General features: G+C 71.8%; 20 protein-coding genes and 1 pseudogene. 13 read left to right on the top strand and 8 right to left on the bottom strand.

The window, feature by feature from the left end; translation table 11 throughout:
• The first annotated feature begins 2 nt into the window (after positions 1–2).
• Positions 3–1355, top strand: coding sequence for a M28 family metallopeptidase (locus ACWCPM_RS13790; protein WP_450976349.1), 1353 nt, complete (start codon positions 3–5; stop codon positions 1353–1355).
• A gap of 124 nt (positions 1356–1479) precedes the next feature.
• Here ACWCPM_RS13790 and ACWCPM_RS13785 read toward each other — a convergent pair whose 3' ends face one another.
• From ACWCPM_RS13785 to ACWCPM_RS13765, 5 genes are all read right to left on the bottom strand, one after another.
• Positions 1480–2049, bottom strand: coding sequence for a hypothetical protein (locus tag ACWCPM_RS13785; protein WP_450976348.1), 570 nt, complete (start codon positions 2047–2049; stop codon positions 1480–1482).
• Positions 2046–3497 carry an ATP-binding protein gene (locus ACWCPM_RS13780; protein ID WP_450976347.1) on the bottom strand — a complete coding sequence of 484 codons (1452 nt, stop codon included), beginning with the start codon at positions 3495–3497 and terminating at the stop codon, positions 2046–2048. Before ACWCPM_RS13780 ends, ACWCPM_RS13785 begins: the two co-directional genes overlap by 4 nt.
• A 92-nt stretch (positions 3498–3589) precedes the next feature.
• Positions 3590–4273 (bottom strand): response regulator, encoded by a 684-nt coding sequence (locus ACWCPM_RS13775; RefSeq protein ID WP_450976346.1) that lies wholly within the window; start codon positions 4271–4273, stop codon positions 3590–3592.
• 22 nt (positions 4274–4295) lie between these two features.
• Positions 4296–6206, bottom strand: coding sequence for a murein biosynthesis integral membrane protein MurJ (gene murJ, locus ACWCPM_RS13770; RefSeq protein ID WP_450976345.1), 1911 nt, complete (start codon positions 6204–6206; stop codon positions 4296–4298).
• On the bottom strand, positions 6131–7327 hold the full coding sequence (locus tag ACWCPM_RS13765; RefSeq protein WP_450976344.1) for a lipid II:glycine glycyltransferase FemX: 1197 nt from the start codon (positions 7325–7327) through the stop codon (positions 6131–6133). The genes murJ and ACWCPM_RS13765 overlap by 76 nt, the downstream gene beginning before the upstream one ends.
• A gap of 63 nt (positions 7328–7390) precedes the next feature.
• Between ACWCPM_RS13765 and ACWCPM_RS13760 the strand changes: the two are divergent.
• A pseudogene (locus ACWCPM_RS13760) lies at positions 7391–8167 on the top strand (AI-2E family transporter); the annotation flags it as partial.
• On the opposite strand, the gene ACWCPM_RS13755 reads toward ACWCPM_RS13760, so the two are convergent.
• Both ACWCPM_RS13755 and ACWCPM_RS13750 read right to left on the bottom strand, forming a co-directional pair.
• Positions 8157–8426 (bottom strand): helix-turn-helix domain-containing protein, encoded by a 270-nt coding sequence (locus tag ACWCPM_RS13755; protein ID WP_450976389.1) that lies wholly within the window; start codon positions 8424–8426, stop codon positions 8157–8159. The pseudogene ACWCPM_RS13760 and the gene ACWCPM_RS13755 overlap by 11 nt on opposite strands.
• A gap of 29 nt (positions 8427–8455) precedes the next feature.
• Positions 8456–9031 (bottom strand): IS607 family transposase, encoded by a 576-nt coding sequence (locus tag ACWCPM_RS13750; protein WP_450976343.1) that lies wholly within the window; start codon positions 9029–9031, stop codon positions 8456–8458.
• An 81-nt stretch (positions 9032–9112) separates the two neighbouring features.
• Between ACWCPM_RS13750 and ACWCPM_RS13745 the strand changes: the two genes are divergently transcribed.
• From ACWCPM_RS13745 to tatB, 5 genes are all read left to right on the top strand, one after another.
• On the top strand, positions 9113–9274 hold the full coding sequence (locus ACWCPM_RS13745) for a hypothetical protein (protein ID WP_450976391.1): 162 nt from the start codon (positions 9113–9115) through the stop codon (positions 9272–9274).
• Positions 9275–9509: 235 nt separating this feature from the next.
• The gene (locus ACWCPM_RS13740; protein WP_450976342.1) at positions 9510–10841 is read left to right on the top strand and encodes an epoxide hydrolase family protein; all 1332 of its coding nucleotides are present in this window, start codon (positions 9510–9512) and stop codon (positions 10839–10841) included.
• A 110-nt stretch (positions 10842–10951) separates the two neighbouring features.
• The gene (tatA, locus tag ACWCPM_RS13735; RefSeq protein WP_450976341.1) at positions 10952–11248 is read left to right on the top strand and encodes a Sec-independent protein translocase subunit TatA; all 297 of its coding nucleotides are present in this window, start codon (positions 10952–10954) and stop codon (positions 11246–11248) included.
• Positions 11249–11288: 40 nt separating this feature from the next.
• Positions 11289–12194, top strand: a complete 906-nt coding sequence (gene tatC / locus ACWCPM_RS13730; protein ID WP_450976340.1) for a twin-arginine translocase subunit TatC — start codon at positions 11289–11291, stop codon at positions 12192–12194.
• Entirely contained in the window at positions 12179–12505 is a 327-nt protein-coding gene (gene tatB / locus ACWCPM_RS13725; protein WP_450976339.1) for a Sec-independent protein translocase protein TatB, read from the top strand. Before tatC ends, tatB begins: the two co-directional genes overlap by 16 nt.
• A gap of 112 nt (positions 12506–12617) precedes the next feature.
• Here the strand turns inward: tatB and ACWCPM_RS13720 are convergent, their stop codons facing one another.
• Positions 12618–13094 carry a winged helix-turn-helix transcriptional regulator gene (locus ACWCPM_RS13720; protein WP_450976338.1) on the bottom strand — a complete coding sequence of 159 codons (477 nt, stop codon included), beginning with the start codon at positions 13092–13094 and terminating at the stop codon, positions 12618–12620.
• A gap of 339 nt (positions 13095–13433) precedes the next feature.
• Between ACWCPM_RS13720 and ACWCPM_RS13715 the strand changes: the two genes are divergently transcribed.
• The 6 genes from ACWCPM_RS13715 to ACWCPM_RS13690 all read left to right on the top strand — a co-directional run bounded on the left by ACWCPM_RS13715 (position 13434) and on the right by ACWCPM_RS13690 (position 23207).
• Positions 13434–14132 carry an SDR family oxidoreductase gene (locus tag ACWCPM_RS13715; RefSeq protein WP_450976337.1) on the top strand — a complete coding sequence of 233 codons (699 nt, stop codon included), beginning with the start codon at positions 13434–13436 and terminating at the stop codon, positions 14130–14132.
• A gap of 142 nt (positions 14133–14274) precedes the next feature.
• On the top strand, positions 14275–15114 hold the full coding sequence (locus ACWCPM_RS13710) for an enoyl-CoA hydratase/isomerase family protein (RefSeq protein ID WP_450976336.1): 840 nt from the start codon (positions 14275–14277) through the stop codon (positions 15112–15114).
• 152 nt (positions 15115–15266) lie between these two features.
• A complete protein-coding gene (locus ACWCPM_RS13705) occupies positions 15267–17735 on the top strand; it encodes a SpoIIE family protein phosphatase (protein WP_450976335.1) in 2469 nt (822 codons plus the stop codon).
• A 554-nt stretch (positions 17736–18289) separates the two neighbouring features.
• Positions 18290–20545, top strand: coding sequence for a transglycosylase domain-containing protein (locus ACWCPM_RS13700; protein WP_450976334.1), 2256 nt, complete (start codon positions 18290–18292; stop codon positions 20543–20545).
• 53 nt (positions 20546–20598) lie between these two features.
• Positions 20599–21879, top strand: a complete 1281-nt coding sequence (locus ACWCPM_RS13695) for a hypothetical protein (protein ID WP_450976333.1) — start codon at positions 20599–20601, stop codon at positions 21877–21879.
• Positions 21880–22025: 146 nt separating this feature from the next.
• The gene (locus tag ACWCPM_RS13690; protein WP_450976332.1) at positions 22026–23207 is read left to right on the top strand and encodes an amidase domain-containing protein; all 1182 of its coding nucleotides are present in this window, start codon (positions 22026–22028) and stop codon (positions 23205–23207) included.
• Positions 23208–23369: the final 162 nt, after the last annotated feature.

Below are 23369 nucleotides of genomic sequence, written 5' to 3'. Positions count from 1 at the left end.
ACATGACACATCCGAGATCCAGCCTGCCCACGACCACCCCCGGACGTCTGGCCGCCGTGGCCCTCGCGGCCGTGGCGGGACTCCTCGCCGCCTCGCCCGCGACCTCGGCCACACCCGACCGGACCGGGGCGGGCAGCACGGGCGCCGGGGCCCTGGCGGCACCGGACATCCCGCTCGCAGGCGTCAAGGCGCACCTCACGCAGTTCCAGTCGATCGCCACCGCCAACGGCGGCAACCGGGCCCACGGCCGCCCCGGCTACCGGGCCTCGCTCGACTATGTGAAGGCCAAGCTCGACGCCGCCGGATTCACCACCGCGATCCAGCAGTTCACCCAGTCCGGGAGCACCGGGTACAACCTGATCGCCGACTGGCCGGGCGGCGACCCGAACCAGGTCCTCATGGCCGGCGCGCACCTCGACTCGGTCTCCTCCGGCGCCGGGATCAACGACAACGGCTCCGGGTCCGCGGCCGTGCTGGAGACGGCCCTCGCGGTCTCCCGCGCCCAGCTCCAGCCGACCAAGCACCTGCGGTTCGCCTGGTGGGGAGCCGAGGAGCTGGGGCTGATCGGCAGCAGGTACTACGTGAACAACCTGCCGGCCGCGGAGCGCGCCAAGGTCTCCGGCTACATCAACCTCGACATGGTCGGCTCCCCGAACCCGGGCTACTTCGTCTACGACGACGACCCGGCGATCGAGAAGGTCTTCAAGGACTGGTACACGGGCATCGGCGTGCCCACCGAGATCGAGACGGAGGGCGACGGCCGCTCCGACCACGCGTCCTTCAAGAACGTCGGCATACCCGTCGGCGGTCTGTTCACCGGCGCCAGCCGTACGAAGACGGCGGCGCAGGCGGCCAAGTGGGGCGGCACCTCGGGCCAGGCGTTCGACCGGTGCTACCACTCCTCCTGCGACTCCAGCACGAACATCAACGACACGGCGCTCGACCGCAACAGCGACGCCCTCGCCCACGCGATATGGACCCTGGGAACAGCGGAGCCACTGCCGCCCGGTGAGTCGTACGAGAACACCGCCGACGTCGCCGTCCCGGACAACGGGGCCGCGGTGACCTCCGCCGTCACGGTCGCCGGCCGCACGGGCAACGCGCCGGCGGCGCTCCAGGTCGGGGTCGACATCAAGCACACCTGGCGCGGTGACCTCGTGGTCGACCTGCTGGCACCGGACGGCACCGCCTACCGGCTGAAGAACTCCAGCAGTTCGGACTCCGCGGACAACGTCATCGCCACGTACACCGTCAACGCGTCCAGTGAGACGGCGAACGGCACCTGGCGGCTGCGGGTGCAGGACGTCGCCTCGCAGGACACCGGCTACATCGACAGCTGGAAGCTGACCTTCTGACCGGACCGCCGCGTGTGGCGGCCGGCGTCGGCACACGCGGCAGCCGGGCCCCGGACCCCGTCAGGGAGCGATGCCCACCCCCTCGACGCGGCTCCACGCCCTCTCCCGGCCTCGGATGTCGCGTTCATGGTGTTCTCCCGCGCCCGAGGCCGCATGTGCCCGTCCTCGACACGGCGTCCCGCCCCCTCACCCGCACGGTGACCCGACCGTCGGCGTCCCCGCTGTAGGCGATCGTGCAGATCAACTGGCGCAGCGCGGTGCCGTCCAGTGCCCCCAGGGCGATGGGCACCTCGGCGTCGGCCCCGCCGCCCCGCGAGAACTCGACCGTGACCCTCCCGCCGGGGGCCGCCCGGGGAAGTGAGGTGCCGAGCCCTGCCGCCCGGTCCTCGTCCCCGGGACCGTCGAGCAGCGCGGTCACCGTCTTCTCCGGAGCCACGGGCACGGCGGCGGGGTCCTCGTACTCCGGACCGAAACCGCTGGACGACCCCACCGTCCGGACCACGGGAAGCACCTCCCCGCCGGGCGAACGGAAGAAGAGCAGCATGTCGCGGTCGCGGTCCACGAACGCCTCGACGGTGGCGGGACTGCCCGCCTCGATGACATCGGTGTCCTGGATGCCGCAGGCACCGAGCAGCAGCGCGGCCGCCGGCACGGCGACGGCCGCCGCGCATCGGCGCGTGCGCGCCCGCCTCATCCGCCGGCCTCCTCCGCGTGGTGCGGCATCTCGACGGTGAAGACGGCACCGCCGCCGGGGAGGTTCCCCACGCGGATCGTCCCGCCGTGCAGCCTGACGTTCTCCAGCGTGATCGCCAGTCCCAGGCCGCTGCCCGCCGAGCGGGTACGGGCCGCGTCGGCCTTGTAGAAGCGGTCGAAGATGTGCGGGAGCGCCTCCGGCCGGATACCCGGTCCGCTGTCGGTGACTTCGGTGATCAGCACGGGCGGGCCCTCGGAACGCGCCTCGCCGCGCAGCCGTACCGTGACCGGCGCGCCTCCGTGGCGCAGCGCGTTGCCGACGAGGTTGGCGACGACGACGTCGAAGCGGCGCGGGTCGAGCCGGGCGCGGATGCCGTCGGGGAGTTCGGTGCGGACCCGGCCGTCGGTCCAGCGCCGGCTCTGCAGCGTCTTGCGGATGGTCTCCGCGACGTCGACCTCGTCCGCGTTCAGTTCGGCGGCGCGGGCGTCGAAGCGGGAGATCTCCATGAGGTCCTCGACGAGCACGGCGAGCTTTCCGGTCTCGGTGCTGACCAGCCGGACCGCTCGGGCGGTGTCGGCGTCCAGCCCGGCGGCGTCCTCGTCCAGGACATCGGTGACGGCGAGCATGCCGGCGAGCGGGGTGCGCAGTTCGTGGGAGACGTCCGAGGCGAAGCGGCGGGCGCGTGCCTCGGCCTCGCGCAGTTCGCGCACGGAGCGCTCCAGTTGGCCCGCCGACTCGTTGAAGGTGTGTGCCAGATCGGCCAGTTCGTCGTTGCCCCGCACCTGGATGCGGGTGTCGAGCCGGCCGCTGCCCATGCTCCGGGCGGCCCGGCGCAGATCGCGTACGGGGCGCAGCACGCTGCCCGCGGCGATCAGGCCGGGTATCAGGGCGACGGCGAGACCGGGCAGGGCGCCGTCCCGGGCGGCGGTGAGCAGCGCCTCGACGCCCACCTGCTCGTCGGTCATCCGCATGACGGCGTACAGGACGAGCCCACTGGGCAGCACGCTGTCGGGGCTCGCCCTGAACACGGTGGGCATGGCGATGGTGAGGTAGGGGACGCCGTCCTTGACGACCCGTTCGAAGGCGCCGTTGGGGTTGGCGTGCGCGGCGCGGCGCAGTTCGGGCGTGACGACGGTGGAGACGGGGCTCTCGCCGGAGGAGGCGCGGATCGAGCCGTACTCGGCGAAGACCACCCAGGGACGCGGTTTGCCCTTGCGGGCGAGGTCGCGCAGGACTTCCTCCATCCCCTCCCGCCGCAGGGGCAGTCCCCAGCCCGTCTGCTGGACCTGGTCGCGGAACGACGACACCGCGGTGTCCTGGGCGGTCCGCAGCAGGGCGCTGCGGGCCTCGCGGTAGGTGAGCGCGGCGGTGGTCCCGGCACTGACGGCGGCGACCAGCAGGAAGGACAGCACCAGCCGCGCCCGCAGCCCGAACGCCCGGGACCACATGCGCCGCACGTGGCCGTCGGAGGGCGGGGCACTCGCCCCGGTCTCGGGTCGGCCCTTTCGCAGGCGCGGTCGCCCTCGGCTGGTCCCGGTGATCACAGCGGCCCGAAGCGGTAACCGAAACCCCGCAGGGTCTGGACGTAGCGGGGGGTGCCGTCCTCGTCCTCGATCTTGCTGCGGAGGCGTCTGACGCAGGCGTCGACCAGGCGAGCGTCGGCGTGGAAGCTGTGCTCCCAGACGTGCTCCAGCAGTTGCTGTCTGCTGAACACCTGCTCCGGGGCGGAGGAGAGGTACAGCAGGAGCTTCAGCTCGGAGGGGGCGAGCGGCAGCCGCTCGCCGGCCTTGGTGACGGTCAGCCCGGTCCGGTCGATGGCCAGTTCGCCGTAGACCTCGATGGACGGACGGCCCGGGCTCGCGTCCTCGATGCGGCGCAGCACGGCGCGGATGCGGGCCTCGATGACCTCGGTGCGGGCGGGTTTGACGATGTAGTCGTCGGCACCGGCCTCCAGGCCGATGACCACGTCGAAGTCGTCGCCGCGCGCGGTGAGCATGATGATCGGCAACTGGCTGCGCTCGCGGACCCTGCGGCAGACCTGCACGCCGTTCATGCCGGGCAGCATCAGGTCCAGCAACAGCAGATCGGGGCGGAATTCGACGAGCGCGGCGAGGCCGGCCTCACCGGTCGCCGCCGCCCGTACCTCGTGGCCGCGGCGGCGCAGACCGAGTTCGACCCCTTCACGCACGGAAGGGTCGTCCTCGATGAGGAGCACGCGGGGCATCGGCAGTCTCCCTCGGTGGTGGTCAGGACCGGGTGACTCGCCGGCGTGCGCCGGAGAGCAGGGCGTCGAGCTCGGTGAGGCGCAGCGGCCGGGCGAGCAGGACGAAGGTGAGCGCGACGGCCGCGGCGCCGGCGGCCGTCGCGGCCAGGGCCCCCGCCCCCGCGGCGCCGGTGGCCGCGAGGTGACCCAGCACGGTGGCGGGCACGGCGGCGAGCAGCAGCCGTACGTGCGCTCCGGCGGCCGACGACCGCAGCGGCCGGGCGACGGCGAGCCGGCGGCTGAGCACCCCGGCCGTCACCGCCCAGCCGGCGCACAGCGCCACCGAGTACGCCGCCGCCATCCCCGTCACGGCCCAACGGGCCGGCAGCAGCCCGGCGGCTGCCAGGGACAGACCCGCGTTGACGGCGACGATCACCAGGTTGAGCAGGAAGGGCGTGCGGGTGTCGGAGAGCGCGTAGAAGGTGCGCGACAGGACGTACTGGCCGGACATGGCGACGAGTCCGGGCGCGAAGGCCATGAGGATCCAGGCCATGGCGGCCGTGTCGCCGGCGCTGGTCCTGCCGTACCCGAAGACGAGGGCCATCACCGGCTGGGCGAGCGCGAACAGCATGCAGGCGGCGGGTACGACGGCGGACGCCGAGGCGCGCAGGGCGTGCGAGACGTCGCGTCGTACGGCCGCGGTGTCGCCGTCGGCCGCCGCGGCGCTCATCCGGGGCAGGAGCGCCGTCACCAGGGAGACCGTGATGATGCCGTGCGGTACGGCCCACAGGGCGTAGGCGTTGTTGTAGGCGCTGAATCCGGGGCCGCCGTCGACGCCCGCGTCCGTGGCGAGCCGGGTCGTGACCCAGTAGGCGGCCTGGTTGGCCAGGACGAGCAGCACGAGCCAGCCGGCCGCCCGCAGCGGGCGGGTCAGTCCGCTGCCGCGCCAGTCGAAGCGGGGCCGCCAGCGGAAGCGGGCGGAGCGCAGGGCGGGCACCAGGGCGAGCGCCTGCACGGCGATGCCCGCGGTCGTACCCCAGCCGAGCACCGCGGTCTCGGTCGCGGTGAGTGTGCCGCCGCCGCCCGTCGCGAGCGCCAGATACAGTCCGAAGACGGCCATGACGACGAGGTTGTTGAGGACCGGCGCCCACATCATCGCGCCGAACCGCCCGCGCGCGTTGAGCACTTGGCCGAGCAGGGTGAACAACCCGAGGAAGAAGATCTGGGGCAGGCAGTAGCGGGCGAACGCGGCCGTCATCGCCGCCTGTTCGCCGGTGTAGTCGGTGTACAGGCCGACGATCGCGGGGGCCGCCCAGACCGCGGCGGCGGTGATGGCCAGCAGGGCGGCGACGCAGATGGTGACGAGCCGGTCGGTGTACGCGGCGCCACCGTCGGCGTGCTCCTTGGCGGCCTTGACCAACTCCGGTACGAAGACGGCGTTCAGGGCGCCGCCCAGGAGCAGCATGTAGACGATGGTGGGCAGGGAGTTGCCGACCGCGTAACCGTCGGCGGTCGGCCCGATCGTGCCGAGCGCGGCGGCGACCACGGCGGACCGGGCGAATCCGGTGGCCCTGGACACCAGGGACCCGGCGGCCATGACGGCGCTGCTGCGCGCCGCGGAGGGCGCCTCGGGCGGGTCACCGGGGGTGTGCGGGACGGGCCTGCCGGAATCGGCGACTTCGCCCGAGACCGCGCCATTGCCTGCGCCTGCCTCTGCCTCTTTCTCCGCGCCTGCCTCTGCGCCTGCGCCTGCGGTGGACCGCTTGCCGTGCCGGGCGCGGGGCACGGTGACGTCCGCGCCGTTGTGCGGGGCTCTCGCGGCGTCGTCCGGGCCGGGACCGCCGCCGTCCGGTCCCGTGGCCGCGGGTGTCGTCCGCCTCATCGGCGGTTCAGGTACGCCTGGAAGGCGCGGTGAAGCGTCTGGTTGGCGGTGCCGCCCAAAGGTCTCTCCCATTCCCCCGACGTCTCGACGACCTGTCCGCCGGTACCGAGCTTCCACCGCAGCAGTCCGTACGCACGTTCGTCGGGGTCGAGAGTGGAGGGTACCCCGCGCATGTCGTACACGGCGGCGCCGACGGCGTGGGCGTCCAGCAACATGCGCCACTGCAGGGCGTGGGAGGGCCGGACCTCGCGGCGGTGGTCGGCGGAGGCACCGGTCTGGTACCAGACCCTGCGGCCCACCGTGATCATCGTGTGGGCGGCGAGTATCTCCCCACGGTGCCGGGCGAGGTAGAGCTTCATCCGGCCCGGCTCCTCCGCGTTGAGCATGGTGTACTGACGCTCGTAGTAGGCGAGGGAGCGGCCGAGCCGGAAGCCGTCGCGCTCCTCGGTGACGCGCAGCAGCCGGTAGAACTCGGGAAGCTCTGCGGCGCTGCCCACCACCACCTCCACGCCCTCCTTCCGGGCGCGGCGGACGCCCCGGCGCCACGCCTGGCTGAGCCCGGACCACAGGTCCTCGGCGGTGCGTCCGGCGAGCGGCACCTGGAAGACATGGCGGGGCTGGGCGTCGCCGTGGTCCCCGGTGCCGTCGTCACCGCGGCGACGCCAGCCCCGGGCGCGCAGCCGGTCGGCGACGGCGGTGCCGAGCGGGTCGACCTCACGGGGAAGGACGTCGGCCAGGCGCCGGCCCGGGCCGGTGTGCGACTTGAGGAGGGCGGCGTCCCAGCGGCGGTACGCGGGCGAGGGTCCGATGCGTACGGCGAAGGCGCCCGAGCGGCGCAGGTGCTCCAGCAGCGGGTCCAGCCAGCCGTCGAGGTCCGGGTCGCGCCAGTCGGCGACGGGGCCTTCGGGAAGGTAGGCGAAGAACTTGCGGGTGCCGGGGAACTGTCGGAGCAGCACCAGCGCGACGCCCGTCAGCCGTCCGGCCTGCGGAGCGGGTCCCCAGCCGACCAGCTGCGCGCTCCAGCCGTCCTTGACGCCGGCCCAGGACGGGCACTGCAGAAAACCGGCGCCGAGCGCCGAACCGGCGGGGGACGCGAGGAAGGCGCGGTACGCCTCCGCGGTGACAGGTCCCAGAGGGAGGTGCGGATTCCGTTCACGGTGATGGCGGCGGGGCGGCACGAGCAGCGCTGACACGGTGTGGGCCTCTCCTTCTCCCCGGGTCCGTCGCGGGGACCCGCACGATGCTCACAGCGCCCCATGACCGCACCGAGCGGCGGATGTGACCGGACCATGACCGTTCGTCACCGGTCGCCGTCACACGGCTCCGTGGCCGCCGACCGGGACCCGGCGCTCGCCGCTCACCGCCCGCCGCTCACCGCCCGATCGCCGAACGGTTTCCCCGCCGCCCCAGAGCTGCGGCGCGCCGGGGCGAGGGCCGGGGAGGACGGTGTTCACGCCGTCACCCCTCTCCTTGGACCCGTCGGGCGAACGTGCGGCGAGGGCGTGGTGCCCGGAGGCGGCAGCGGGAAGCGCATGCTCATGCAGCCAGGCAGTTCGCCCTCGGTGTACCCGCTCCTGCGCAGGACCGCCGCCTACGCGTGGCGCCTGCTCGCCGTCGGCGCCGTCGTGTACGCGGCCTTCGCGGTGCTGGGACAGTTCCACGAGATCGGCGTCGCCGTCTTCCTCGGCCTGGTCGTCACCGCCCTCCTGCGTCCCCTCGTCGACCTGCTGGACCGGGTGATGCCGCGTCCGCTCGCCGTCGCCTCGGCCCTCGTCGGGAGCGCGGTCCTGGCGCTGGGGGTGCTCGTGCTGGTGAGCGAGGCGGTGGCCGGAGAGAGCACGACGCTGGTACGCGAGTTCCGGGACGGCGTCGAACGGATCGAGGACTGGCTGGGCCGTCCACCGTTCCGCCTGGACGTGAGGGCGCTCAACATCCAGGACAAGGTGACGGAGTTCATCGCGAGCCACCGTTCCGACCTGGTCAGCACGGCGCTGAGCAACGCGAAGAAGCTGGTGTCGATCCTCACCACCGTGGCGTTGGGCCTCTTCTGCTCGGTGTTCTTCCTGCAGTCGGGCCACCGTCAGCCTTCCGCAGCGCGGGCAGCGACCACGGCCGCCACTGCGTCAGCCCGGCCTCGCCGATGCCGTAGGACTCCTCCGCGCGGCGCTGCCACCAGGAGGCGGTCACCCAGCCGACGGCCCAGTTGTAGGCGGCACGCGCCGCGCCGCAGTGCGAACGCAGAGCATGCTCCTGGGTGGTGTTCGGGTCCAGTGCGAAGCGATACGCCTGCACCACGAACCCGGGCTGCGGCTGGAACTTCTTCACTCGGCGGCCTCGCCGGTCGCCACGGCCACCGCGCGGGCGGCCCGGTCCTTCCCCACGCCGCGACCGTACAGGCGCGCGCACAGGGAGGTGAGCACCTCGGTGATGTCGCGCACCAGGTCATCGGCGGTCTCGGTGGGGTCGAGGACGACCAGGCGCCGCCCGGACGCCGACAGCGCGGCCTCCAGGTGCTCGATGCCGAACCGGGCCAGCCGGTCGCGGTGCTCGACCACGATCACCGCCGCCCGCGGGTCGGACAGCAGCCGGTGCAGCTCGCGACGCCGCCCGTTCAACCCGGAACCCACCTCGGTGACGACCTCAGCGACGGCCAGGCCCAGCCCGTTCGCGCCGGACACGACCCGGGCGGCCTGCCGCTCAAGATCGGCTTTCTGGTCAACGGACGACACACGGCAGTACGCCACCACACGCCCGGACGACTCGACGGCGACCTCGTCGACCAACCACGTCCCGGACGGCGCCTGGCGAACGGGAACGGGCATCTTCCCGTCCTTCACCCACCGCCAGGCGGTCTGGTAGCTCACGCCCTGCTGACGGGCCCACTCCGAAAGCTTCACAACACCAAAATATGCGAGACACACGACCAGGAACGACTACGAATGACTAGAAAATATGTAGCAGCTTTCACCCCCCTCGTCATGGCCTGGGCAGTCCGGCTGCACCCGCTGGTGGTGGCCGTCTCGGTCGTCGCGGGGGCGATCGCGGCGGGCGTGGTGGGGGCCGTGGTGGCGGTGCCGTTCGTGTCGGCGATCTGGTCGGTCCACACGACGCTGCGCGGGGACAGGGACGCGGAGTCCTGACGCGCGACCCGTCGGCCGCACGGCTCAAGTCCCGCCCCCGTCCGCGGAGTTCGGCCCCGGCGACCGCACGGCGCGCCTACCTGTTGGAGTCATGCCAATTCGGTCGAAAGCGGCAGGCTTGCGAAATTAAAGTCAGATGGGCATGCTGTCCGTATGCCGAGGGCGGCGGAACCGGCACCCATCCCGGGCGGTCGCCCCCCCTCATCGAAATTCACGCACCTCTTGGAGCTTCCTCATGTCCGAATTCCTTCCGCCGCACTCCCGACGGACCTTCCTCTCCACCACCGCCGCCGCCGCGACGGCCGCCGCGGCGGCGGGCTCCTTCGGTCTGTTCTCCGCCGCACCGGCCGAGGCGGCCGAGGCGGCCGGAGCGGCGACCGGCCACCGTCCGGCGCCGGGCGGCAGCATCCGCCCCTTCCGCGTGCGTGTCCCGGAAAGGGATCTGGTCGAGCTGCGCCGGCGCATCGTGTCCACCCGCTGGCCCGAGCACGAGACCGTCCCGGACCACACGCAGGGGGTGCCGCTGGCGACCATGCAGGAACTCGCGCGCTACTGGGTGTCGGAGTACGACTGGCGCAAGGTCGAGGCACGGCTCAACGCCCTGCCGCAGTTCATCACCGAGATCGACGGTCTGGACATCCACTTCCTCCACATCCGCTCGAAGCACAGGAACGCCCTGCCGGTCGTCGTCACCCACGGCTGGCCCGGCTCGATCATCGAGTTGCTGAAGATCATCGATCCGCTCACCAACCCCACCGCCCACGGCGGGACGGCGGCGGACGCCTTCCATGTGGTGATTCCGTCGCTGCCGGGCTACGGCTTCTCGGGCAAGCCGACCACGAGCGGCTGGGGCCCCGACCGCGTCGCAGGTGCGTGGATCGAGCTGATGAACCGCCTGGGATACCGGAAGTACGTGGCTCAGGGCGGCGACTGGGGCGCGCTCATCGTGGACCGCATGGCGGTGCGCAAGCCCGCGGGCCTGCTCGGCATCCACACGAACCTGCCCGGCGTGGTTCCGCCCGAGATCGCCAAGGCACTCGCGACCGGCGCCCCGGTGCCTCCGGGACTGTCCGGCGACGAGAAGCACGCGTACGAGCAGCTGCAGTTCACCTACAAGCACCTCGCTTACGCCCGCATCATGGGGTCGCGCCCGCAGACCCTGGCAGGGCTGACCGACTCCCCGGTCGGTCTCGCGGCCTTCATGCTCGACCACGACGGCCGCAGCCTGGAACTCATCTCCCGGGTCTTCGCCGGACACCGCGAGGGCCTGACGCGCAGCGACATCCTGGACAACATCACCCTCTACTGGCTCACCAACACCGCGGTGTCGGCCGCTCGCCTGTACTGGGAGAACAAGTACACCCTCGTCCCGAACGGGGTGACCCTCCCGGCCGCCGTGAGTGCCTTCCCCGACGAGAACTTCCAGGCGCCGAAGAGCTGGGCGCAGCAGGCCTACCCCCGTCTCATCCACTACAACAAGCCCCGCAAGGGCGGGCACTTCGCGGCCTGGGAGCAGCCGAAGCTCTTCACGGAGGAACTGCGCTCGGGCTTCCGGACCCTTCGCTAGTCGCGGCGCACGCGGGCAGGCCATCACCCCCGCCCGCGCCTGCCTCACGCCCCTTGCCCCCTCCCCCACGCACAAGCCCCCCACGCCCCCCACGAAAGGCAGTACCCCTCATGTTCGGCAAATTCGGAGCACCCGAGATCCTGGTCCTCCTCGTCGTCGTCATCCTGCTCTTCGGCGCCAAGCGCCTGCCGGACATGGCGCGCTCGCTCGGGCAGTCCCTGCGCATCCTCAAGAGCGAGACCAAAGCCATGCGCGGCAACGGTGACGACGCCTCCGCACACGGCCAGGACCCCGTACGGGCCGACCTCGCGGGCCACCTCACCTCCTCGCACGACCTCGACGCCATACCCGGATCGCGGGGCACGACGGCCGGGACGCCCCAGGTCCAGGATGCCGCCGCGCGCTGACGCCGGACGGTGTCAGCGGGAGAGGAACCGAGGTCCGCCCGTGCTCTCAGCCACATCCCCGCCCGCCGAGGGACACATGTCCCTCGTGGGCCACCTCAGCGAACTGCGCAGGCGACTCATGACGGCGATCGCCGCCGTCACGGTGGCCACCGTCGTCGCGGGTCTCTTCTACAAGCAGCTGATCGGGTTCGTCATCGCGCCCCTGCCCGGCTGCACCACCCTCGAGAGCGGCGCGACCGGTCCCGGCACGTGCGGCATCGTCGCCACCAGCGGCCTCCTCGCCCCCGTCAGCCTCGCGCTGAAGGTGTCGCTGACCGCCGGCCTCATCGGCGCCAGTCCCGTGTGGCTCCACCAGCTCTGGGCGTTCCTCGTCCCGGGGCTGCGCCGCCGCGAGAGGAAGTACGGCCTCGCCTTCGTCGCGACGGGGATCCCGCTCTTCCTGGGCGGGGCCGCGTTCGCCTACGCCCTGCTGCCCACCACGGCTCGGGTACTGCTCTCGCTCACCCCCGATCAGGCCACCAGCATCCTGCCCGTCGACGACTTCCTGGACCTCGCGACCCGGCTGGTCGTGGTGTTCGGCCTGTCCTTCGAACTCCCGCTGGTCCTGGTCATGCTCAACGCCGCCGGCCTGCTCAGCTCCCGCCGGATGACCGGCTGGTGGCGGCACATGGTCCTGGGCATCACCGCGTTCGCCGCCGTCGCCACCCCCACCGGCGATCCCCTGAGCCTGCTGGCGCTCGCCGGACCGATCACCGCGCTGTACCTGGTCGCCTGCGCGGTGTCCTGGCTCAACGACCGCCGCCGCGCCCGCAGGCGCCCACCGCCCCCGAGCGAGGACCTGTACGACGGCGCCGAACCGGCTCCGCCGCTCGACCGCACCACGGCCTCCGAGCCGGCTCCACCCCTCGACCGCACTGCTCAGGAGGCCACATGCTCTTCGACATAGGCCCGCTCGAAATGCTCACTCTTCTCGTCGTCGCCGTCGTCGTCCTCGGCCCGGAGAAGCTCCCCCGAGCGGTCTCCGAGACAGCCGCCCTCGTGCGCAGGTTCAGATCCTTCTCCGCCACCGCCCGGAACGAGATCCGCCAAGAGCTCGATCCCGGGTTCGCCGATCTCGACCTGCGCGACCTCGACCTCCACGATCTCGACCCGCGCGCGCCCGCGCACCAGGCGGGGAACGGGACCGCGGACGAGCCGGTGGCCGCGCACCTCCCCGCCGGCGGGCCCACGCCCGTCGGCGCGGGTCGACGCACCTGAGCGTCGCCTCGAGGACGGCGCGGCCCCGGCCGCGTCGACGCGGGACCGCGTCGCACGCTTCCCCGCCGAAGTCCGCCCGCTGCCGGAGTGCGGCTTCCGAAGAGGCTTCCGCTCAGACGTCGGCGGTCGGGTTCGCGAGCATCGTGACCTCCGTGGCCGGCACCTCGCGGCCCTCGTCGTCGAGGAACCCGACGTGGACGGGACGGTCCGTGAAACGCACCCGCCGCAGCGCGGAGGGGCCCGACGGACGCGGCCGGTGACGGTCGCCCCACTGCTGGAGCGCGCCCAGCACCACGAACAGATCCCGCCCGGACGCCGTCAGGTGATAGCTCTGGCGCGGCCTGCTGCCAGGGTCCCGGTAGGTCCGCGTGTCGAGCACACCCGTCTCGACCAGCAGTTTCAGCCGGGCGCTCAGCAGGTTGGAGGCGATACCGAGGGACGACTGGATCTCGGCGAACTTGTGCTTGCCGCTGAAGATCTCCCGGAGCACGAGCAGGGACCACCGCTCCCCGAGAATCTGCAGGCTCCGCTCGATCGAGCACGTGGGCTCGTCGTCCACGGAGCCCGGCAACTGCCTTCCGGTCGGCACGCCGCACCTCCCACTTCTCGCCAGGTCCCCCATGGACCCGGCGGTCGCACTGTCCACCGGACAGTGTACCTGCTGAGTTTCGTCTTGCAATTCAGCCGTCACGGACCGTGCGGACCGCCTCGGGCAGATCCACCCTGCACAACCAGGGGGATCTCCCTTGCATAATTAAAGTCAGCTGTTAGAGTCGGTCTCACGGGCAAGGCCCCTCGCGTCCGGAACGTGCCGGACGCCGACAGCAGCGACGGCGGCCATGACGCCCTCCACCGCGAGAGCACCGGCGGTACGCCGCAGCCCGCCCCCTGAACACCGCGCACCGCCCACCCACACCAAGGGAGCTCCATGGACATCGCAGGATCCGTCGCCCTCGTCACGGGTGCCAACCGCGGCATCGGGCGCGCCTTCACGCGCGCGCTCGTCCGCCACGGCGCCGCGAAGGTCTACGCCGGCGCCCGCGACCCGGCGAGCGTGACCGACCCGGACGTCGTCCCGCTGCGCCTCGACGTCACCGACGAGAGGGACGTCGCCGCGGCAGCCGCCGCCGCGGGGGACGTCTCCATCGTCATCAACAACGCGGGAACCGGCGGTGCCGCCGCTCATCTCCTAAAAGGCCCCCTCGACGGCGCCCGCCAGGCGATGGACGTCAACTACTTCGGCACCTGGGCCGTCTCCCGGGCCTTCGCACCGATCCTGGCCCGCAACGGTGGCGGTGCCCTGGTCAACATGCTGTCCCTCGCCTCCTGGGCGAGCGACCCCGCCTTCCCCGGTTACGCGGCGTCCAAGGCCGCGCAGTGGTCGTTGACGGACGCCCTGCGGCAGTCCCTGCACACCCGGGGAACGCTCGTGGTGGCGGTGCACGCCGGTTTCGTGGACACGGAGCTCAGCGCCTGGACCGACTCGCCGAAGATCAGCGCCGACAGCGTGGCCGAACTGACCATGGACGCCCTGGCCGGCGACCGGTTCGAGGTCCTCGCCGACGAGGGAACGCGGCGCGTCAAGGCCGCCCTGTCACAGCCGGCGAGCACACGACGCGCCTTCTGAGGCCCGCCGCGACACTCCAGCCCGCACGAGCCGGATCTCACGACGCAGATCTCGCGATCCAGATCCGGTTCCGGATCTCTCAGCCCATTCCACGCAGTTCATTCCACGCAGTCCAGTTACTTCAGAATCCGGTAGGGACGACATGACCGAGCCATCAGCGACCGTACGCGTCATCGAGGAAACGCCCGCCTACTGGCGGGTCGTGTTCGACAACCCGCCCCTCAACGTCGTCGACCACTCCGTCTTCCAGGGCCTCCAGGACCTGCTCGCACGGATGGACGAGAACCCGCGTCTGCGCGTCGTCGTCTTCGAGAGCGCCAGCCTCGACTTCTATCTCGCCCACTTCGACATGTCCGGCGCCTCGGCGGGCATCGCCAGGACCACCGGCCCCACGGGAACAGCCGTACCGACGGACACGTTGGTCCGGCTCACCAAGTCCCCCGTGGTCAGCATCGCCAAGATCCGCGGCCGGGTCCGCGGGGTGGGCAGCGAGTTCGTCCTCGCCTGCGACATGCGCTTCGCCTCCCGCGAGAACACCGTCCTCGGACAGCCCGAGGTCGGCGCGGGGGTCATCCCCGGTGGCGGCGGCACGGAGCGCCTCCCGCCGCTGACCGGCCGGGGGCGGGCCCTGGAGATCATCCTCGGCGCGGACGACTTCGACGGCGACACCGCCGAGCGCTACGGCTGGGTCAACCGGTCGCTCCCCGACGGCGACCTCGACGCGTTCGTCGACACGCTCGCCCGGCGCATCGCCTCCTTCGACCGCCGCCCGATCGAGGCGGCCAAGCGTCTCGTCAACCAGGTCTCCCTGCCCTCCGTCGACAGGCTCCTCGACGGCCGCGACGCCTTCGCCGACGCCCTGACCTGGCCCGAGACCCGCCAGCGCGTGGCCGCACTCTTCGCGCGCGGGATGCAGCGCGAGGGCGATCTGGAGAACCGGTTCGGCGCGCACCTCGCCCACCTGCTCGACGACCGGACCTGACCGACGGCCCCTGACGTCCGCCGCGGAACGGGCAGGCGGGCCTCGACGGCCACGGTCGCGGGCCCCCTGCCCGGCGGCACCTGATCGCGTCGCACCCGGTCAAGAGAGCGCTCGGCACACCGTCCCCCGCACGGACACGAAAGGACCAGCCGATGGAACAACTCGCACAGACGGCAGTCACTCCCGATCAGACGGCCTTTCAGACGGCCGGGGCGGCGATAGCCCTGCTGGACGCCGAGGGGACGGTGGTCGGGTGGACGCGGGCAGCCCAGCGGCTGGTCGGCCACACGGCGTCGGACGTGGTCGGCCGCTCGGCCACCGAACTGCTCGCGGCGGCCGAGGCCCGGGCGAAGGCCGCGGACCTGGCAGCCGGCCGCGCGCCCGCACGGCGGTCCGCCGTCACCACCCTCCGCCACCGCGACGGCCACACGATCGACGTGCGCCTGTGGGCACAGCCGCTGTCCGGACAGGACGGCGGCCTCCGGTGGGTCGTCTCGGCGACGGACGCGACCGCGCCTCCCCCCTGGCCGGCGCACGGACCGCCACCGGAGGCGGGTACGGCCGCCCCGCACACTTGTGAAGACGTGCCGATCGGTGTGGTGATCCGCGACGCCGACCTCCGCTGCGCCTGGCTGAGCGACACCCAGGGCGCCGGGGACGGCATCCCCGCCGAGCGGCGGCGCGGGCGAACGCTCACCCAGGCGGCGCCCGGACCGCAGGCCGAGACCCTGGAGGCGCTGATGCGCCAGGTGCTCGAAAGCGGCTCCCGGGCGACACACGTGGAGTTCCAGGCCCTCGGCCCGACGCGCCGGCGCCACGAACCCACCTTCATGGCCTCCCTCTTCCGCCTCGACGACGCGGCCGGCCGGGCGCTGGGCGTGTGCGTCGTGAGCGTGGACGTGACCGACAGCCGGCGGGCGCGCGACCGCCTGGCGATCCTGGGGCAGGCCGGCAAACGGATCGGCACGACCCTCGACGTCCTGCGCACCGGACAGGAACTGGCCGACCTCGCCGTACCCCTCTTCGCCGACCACGCCACCGTCGACCTGACCGAGGACGTCCCCCTCGGCACCGGCCCCTCGACCCACCCCGGCCCGCGGCGCGGGCGCGTCCCCACCCTCCGCCGCGCGGGTTTCGCCTCGGTCCACCACAGGGCGACCGAAGCCCCGTTCGCGGGCGTGGAACCGTTCCTCGTCCCACCGGTGTCGTCCATCACCCATGTCCTGGGGTCGGGAGCGCCTCATCTCCCGCCCGCCCTCCCGGACGCCCCCTGCCGTGCCGGAGCCGACCGTCTCGGCACGGCCGAGGCACGGCGGGGCCACGGCGACGCAGTGCACTCCCTGCTGGTCGTCCCGATCCGGGCGGGGGAGGACGTGCTGGGCGTGGCCATGTTCCTGCGGACCGAGGAGCGCGGGCCGTTCGAACAGGACGACCTGCTCCTGGCCGAGGAACTCGTCGGCCGGGCCGCGCTGTCCCTGGACAACGCCCGGCGGTACGCCCGCGAACGCTCGGCGGCCCTCGCCCTGCAACGCCATCTGCTCCCCCACCACGTGAGCGGCGGCACCGCCGCCGACGTGGCCTGGCGCTATCTGCCCGCCGACAGTCACCACGGCGTCGGCGGCGACTGGTTCGACGTGATCCCGCTGTCCGGAGCCCGCCTCGCCCTGGTCGTCGGCGACGTCGTCGGGCACGGCATCAACGCGGCCGCCACCATGGGCCGGCTCCGCACCGCCGTCCGCACCCTCGCGGACCTGGACCTGCCCCCGGAGGAGGTGCTGGCCCACCTCGACGACACGATCACACGCCTCGCCGAGGAGGACGACGCGGACGCGACGGACCTGGCCACCATGACCGCCACCTGCCTGTACGCCGTCTACGACCCGGTCACCCGCCGGTGCACCATGGTGCGCGCCGGTCATCCGCCGCCCGCGATCATCGACCCGAGCGGTGGCGTCACCTTTCCCGACCTGCCCACCGGAGCACCGCTCGGCGTCGGCCTCGTCCCCTTCGAGTCCGTGACCCTCGAACTCCCCGAGGGAAGCGTCCTCGCCCTCTACAGCGACGGACTGATCGAGGCCTGCGACCGTGACGTCGAGGTCGGGATGGAACGCCTGAGCAGCGTCCTCGCGGGTCCGGGCCGCTCACTGGAGGAGCTCTGCTCGTCCGCCGTGGACGCCCTGCCCACCAGGAACTGGTGCGACGACGTCACCCTGCTGCTCGCCCGCACCCACTCACTCGGTCCGCAGCAGGTCGCCTCCTGGGAGTTCCCGGCCGATCCCTCCGCCGTCCGCGACGCCCGCGCCCTGGCCGCCGCGCAGCTGACGCAATGGGGCCTGCCGCATCACGTCTGGGCCACCGAGCTCATCGTGAGCGAGCTCGTCACCAACGCCGTCCGTCACAGCACCGGCCCCGTCGGTCTCCGTCTGATCCGTCACCGGACACTGACCTGCGAGGTCCACGACACCGGCGACAGCACGCCCCGCAGGCGCCGCCCCCGCAGCACGGACGAGAGCGGCCGGGGACTGCTCCTCGTGGACGAGCTCAGCCGGCGATGGGGCACGCGCCACACCCCCGAGGGCAAGCTGACCTGGGCCGAACAGCGCCTCGCGCCCGGCGCGTAGGAACGCCGCCGGGAGCGGGTCAGGGTTCCCCGTCAGCCGGGTGACGGCTCGTCAGGAAAGGGTCCGCTTCCGGCCGGCTCCGGTGGGGCAGGCCCACAGGTGCGCCGACGCGCCGCCGTCGTTCCAGGTCCGCGGCCGGACCTTCGTACCGTCCGCCGCCCCCGCTCGGGAACCGTCCACCATCGGAAAGTCCGGTCGCCCCGGCGCTCGCACCCAGGCCCCTCGGCAGGGCCTCACGGGCCTGAGGGCCAGATGGTTGCCTTGCCCGACTGAGGTTTCCGTCACATCAGAAGTGACCAGTTCCGCCCGGTTCTGTGTGGAGACTTCGCGAAGGACGCTGGTAATTTGAGAGCGCCGCGATACCCCGCGAGGTCGGGGAGGGGGAGTCAGGATTTGCGGCCGCTGCCGCGGCAACAACATCCCACCTCGTACGTCCGTACGGTCTGCCTGCGCGAGCAACATGAAGTGCGGAGGGAGGCACAGTCGTGGCCCAGGAAGGTCAGGGGGAACGCGATCAGGCTGGCGACGAGGAGCCTCTGGAGCCTGACGCCACTATGCAGTTGAAGGTCCCGGCGCCGCCACCGCGGCCCGCCGCGGACGAGACCATGCAACTGCGCGTACCCGAAGGCGGAATACCCGACGGGTCCGACATACCCGGGACTTCCGGTTCAGCCGGTGACATCACCGAGGAGACCGCCACCGACCAGGCCGCGTCCGGCATGTCCGGCACGTCCGCCCGTCGCAGCCGCAAAGCCCCACGCCCCTCCCCCGCCGCCCGCCTCACCGCGGTCCTCGGCCCCCGCCTCGCCGTCCTGCTCGGCTTCCTGGCCGCCCGCCTGGGCCCCCTCGTCACCCGGCTCAGCCCCTACGCCCGCCGGCTGCGCCCGCAGTACCCCCGGCCGGGCCGCGAGGACTGGCGCCGCTGGATCCCCTCCTGGCGCCAGTCCGTCGGCGGCGTCCTCGCCTCCCTCGGCCTGAGCACGCTGTTCCTGGTGGTCGCCTACGCCGCCACCGACATCCCGGACGACCTCAACACCTACGCCACCCAGCAGGACAACGTGTACTTCTGGGCCGACGGCACGCCGATGGCCCGCACCGGCTGGGTGCAACGACAGGCGATGCCCCTGAAGGACGTCCCCGAGGACGTGCGCTGGGCGGTGCTCGCCGCCGAGAACGAGAGCTTCTACAGCGACCCCGGCATCTCCTTCAAGGGCATCTCCCGGGCCCTCTTCCGCACCCTCGGCCGGGGCGACACCCAGGGCGGGTCGACCATCACCCAGCAGTACGTCAAGAACGTCTACCTCAGCCAGGACCAGACGCTCACCCGCAAACTCACCGAGGCGATGATCGCCCTCAAGCTGGACAACCGGATGAGCAAGGACGAGATCCTGGAGAGCTATCTCAACACCAGCTGGTTCGGCCGCGGCACGTACGGCATCCAGCGCGCCGCCCAGGCCTACTACGGCAAGGACGTCAGCGAGCTCGACGCGAGCGAGGCCGCCTTCCTCTCCTCCCTGCTCAAGGGCGCCGGCCTGTACGACCCCACGCTCGGCAAGGCCAACCACGACCGGGCCGTGGAGCGCTGGTCATGGACCCTCGACCGCATGGTGGCGATCGGCAAGCTCTCGGCGCGAGAGCGGGCCACGTACCGGACGTTCCCCGAGCCGCTGAAGAGCAACCCGCTCTACGACACCGGTGAGCAGAGCGACTACCTGGTCGAACTCGCCTCGCAGTACGCCAAGAAGACCGCCCGCATCTCCGACAAGGACTTCGACCTCGGCGGCTACCAGATCTACACGACCTTCGAGAAGCACCGCGAGGCACAGCTCACCGAAGCCGTCGCCAAGGCCCGCAAGCAGGCCAAGGAGGATCATCCGAAGCTCGCCGGGGCCGCCCACTACGGTGCCGCGTCCATCGCCTCGGACGGCCGGATCCTCGCCGTCTACGGCGGCCCCGACCACCGTACGCAGGGGTACAACGAGTCCAACGCCACCACCGTGCCCGCCGGTTCGGCGTTCCTGCCGTTCGTCTACGCCGCCGGACTGGAGCACGGGGTGCGCAAGTCCCGCGACGGCGAGGTCACCGAGGTGACCGGGGAGTCGCTCTACGACGGTAACAACAAGGTGCCCGTCACGACGCCCGAGGGCCCGTACTGGGACCGCAGCGGACGCAAGGTCGCCGCGCGCAACGACGGTGACAGGTCCTACGGGCAGATCTCCCTGCACCAGGCGCTGGCGCAGTCCGTCAACACCCCCTTCATGCAGCTCGGCATGGACACCGGGCTGGAGAAGGTGCGTTCCACCGCCGAGGCGTCGGGGCTGCTGTCCTCCAGCATGGGCGCCCAGGTGCCGGCCCTGTCCACCGGCAGCTCCACCCCCAGCGCCATCCGGATGGCCAGCGGCTACGCCACGTTCGTCGCCGAAGGCGTGCACACGGAGCCCTACTCGGTGCGCAGGATCACCCACAACGGCGACAGGGTCGCCCTCACCCCGGCGCCGAACCGTCGCGCGATGGGCGCCGACACCGCCGGCGAGGTCCAGTCCGCCCTCACCGACGCGTTCCGCACCGCCCACCCGGACGCCGCTCCCGCCGACGCCGAGGTCGCCGGGAAGGTGGGCACGACCGAGGACGACACCGCCGCCTGGTACGTCGGCAGCGCCAAGAGGGTGGCCACGGCCGTCGTCGTCTACCGCATCGATCTGAAGAAGAGTCTCGAGCCCCTGCCGCTCCAGGGCCTGGACGGAACGGAAACCGCAACCGAGAGTGTCCCGTACGGCATCTGGTCACGTGCCATGAGTCCGCTCGACTGACCACCGACGCGACCGGCAGGCCAGCCCCTGTCCCCGAGAGATTGAGCCGCAAGATGAAACAGCCGTCGGGCCGCCGCCGCAAGGCCCGCGAACCGCGCCGCCCCGCCGCCCGCCCGGGTTTCATCACCCTGGCGGCGTTCCTCGCGGTGTCCTCCCTCGTCGGGGGGTACCTGGTGCTGTCCAACACGGGCAACACCGCCGCGACCGCCTCGGCCAAGGACAAGGAACGGAACGCGGGCTCCCGGGAGACCGAGGAGCCGTGGGACGGGCGGACCAAGGTGCTCGGCGACGGCTCGACGTCCTTCACCGGCCCGCAGAAGAACCAGTTGAAGCCGGTGCCGCTCAAACCCGGTGAGAAGCCGCCCCAGTTCGTGGTCCTCTCCTGGGACGGCGCCCTCCAGGGCGACGACGAGCTCTTCTCCCACTACCGCGAGATGGGCAAGAAGTACGACGCCCACATGACCTTCTTCCTCACGGGCATCTACCTGGTGCCCAAGAGCAAGACGGACGTCTACTCGCCGCCGCAGCACGACAAGGGGACCGCGGCCATCAGCTTCCCCACCGACGAGCACATACGCACCACGCTGGAGCAGCTCGGCGGCGCCTGGCTCGACGGCAACGAGATCGGTACCCACTTCAACGGCCACTTCTGCGGCGCGCAGGGCGGCGGCGACTGGAGTGTCGCGGAGTGGAAGAGCGAGATCGACCAGTTCTACGACTTCGTGGAGAAGTGGAAGACCCACACCGGGTACACGGACCTCGACCCGCTGCCCTTCGACATCAGGAAGGCCGTCGCCGGTGGCCGCGCCCCCTGCCTGGAGGGCCAGGAGAACCTTCTGAAGGCCGCCAAGGACTACGGCTGGCGCTACGACGCGAGCTCCGCCGGCGACTTCCAGATCTGGCCGACGAAGAAGAACGGCATCTGGGACTTTCCGCTCCAGATGCTCCCGTACGAGGGCGGCAAGTACCAGGGCCTGTCCATGGACTTCAACTTCCTCTACAACCAGTCCGACGGTGAGACCGACGGCGACCCGGCCATGTACCCGCAGTGGCAGCAGGAGACCATCGACGCCTACATGGCCGGTTTCAACCGCGTCTACTTCGGCAGCCGGGCGCCACTGTTCATCGGCAACCACTTCGAGCAGTGGAACGGCGGCATCTACATGAACGCCGTCGACGAGCTCATCGAGACCGTCTGCACCAAGAAGGACGTCAAGTGCGTGTCCTTCAAAGAGCTCGCCGACTGGATGGACGCGCAGAAGCCGGCCACCCTGGAGCGGCTGCGCAGCCTGGACCCGGCGCAGTCCCCGGACTGGTCCACGGTCGTTCAGTGACGTGCCGCCGGGCCCGGTGGACGGCGATGACAGTCCGGTAACTCCCGCCCCGCCAGGGCCGCAACCCCCTTCACACTGGTCACACAGGCCGTGCAAGGATGCCGCTTACCTCGGCATACCTCCGCCGGGGGAAGAGGGGAACATCAGTGAAGTCAAGGAAATTGAGCCGTACGCGGCGGCGTGCGTCGATACTCACGGCGGCCGCGGCCTCGGTCGCCGCGGGCGCCGCGCTGCTGCCCAACTGGACCGCGGGCGCGTCCGCCCCGGTCGATCCCGAGGTCGACGCCAGGACGAAGGCCACGTTCCAGCGTCTGGCCGACGCGGTCTTCACCGACCGCACCAACGCCCTGGTGAACAAGCCCGCCCAGGGCAAGAAGCCGCTGATCGACGGCTTCTCCGGTGAGGTCGCGGTCTCCTCCGGAGCCGCCCGCACCGAGGACGCCGCCGTGGACCGGCTCGGCGACCGCAAGGACGGCCTCGCCCGGCTCGGCGAGAAGTACAGCGCGGCGAACACGTCCGTCACCTTGAACCACACCAGCGTCAAGGGCCGCCACGCGGTCGTCAAGGTCACCGAGACCACCACCCTGACATACGAGAAGGTCCGCGGTGACGAGCCGAGGACGACCGGGTTCGAGGCGCACCACGAGCTCACGTTCAAGGCGGACCGGGACGGCGACTGGCGGCTGACGGACATCCGTGAGTCCGACGACGGCGGTCTCGCCGTCAACACGACGGCCACGCCGAGTGTCGCGGCCGCCACCAAGGCCAAGGCGGGCAACACGACGCCGGCCGCCCCGCGCGCGGCCACCACACGGCCCGCGCCGTCCAAGCCGAAGAACTTCACCGCGAGCGGCTACGACTACAAGGCGATGGCCGCCTACGCGGAGAAGTACTGGAGCAACTACAACCCGGCCTACCCGAACTTCAACGGGCAGGGCGCGGGCGGTGACTGCACCAACTTCGTCAGCCAGTCCCTGAAGGCGGGCGGCTGGAAGCACGTGCCGGGCTACGTGTACGACTACACCCGCTGGTTCGGCACCGCCGACATCCAGTCGCACTCGTTCGTCGGCGTCAACGAGTGGTCCTGGTTCGCGCAGAACTCCAAGCGCGTCACCAGCCTCGCGAACGTCTACCAGATGGACGTCGGCGACGTGCTCCAGGTCGACTTCGACAAGAACGGGTCCAAGGACCACACGATGATCGTCACGTACCGCAGCAGCCAGGGCGTGCCGTACCTGACGTACCACTCGACCAACACATACCGCCGGTCGGTGGCCAGCATCATCGCGTCCTACCCGAACGCCGCGTACTACGCCTACCGCACCTGATCGGCGCCGTGCGCCCGCTCCCGCCGCCCCCGCCTTCTCCAGGCCGGGGCGGCGGTCCGCTTCGGGGCGCCGAATGCCCTCCAGCCCCTGGTCCGCGCGGAGTTGAGCATCCGCGCATACGCGTGTGAGTACGCGTACTCAGGGCCCGGCGGGCCCCACCGG

The sequence above is a fragment of the Streptomyces sp. NPDC002309 genome, from assembly GCF_053593375.1.
This window is presented reverse-complemented; position numbering and strand designations above follow the sequence as displayed.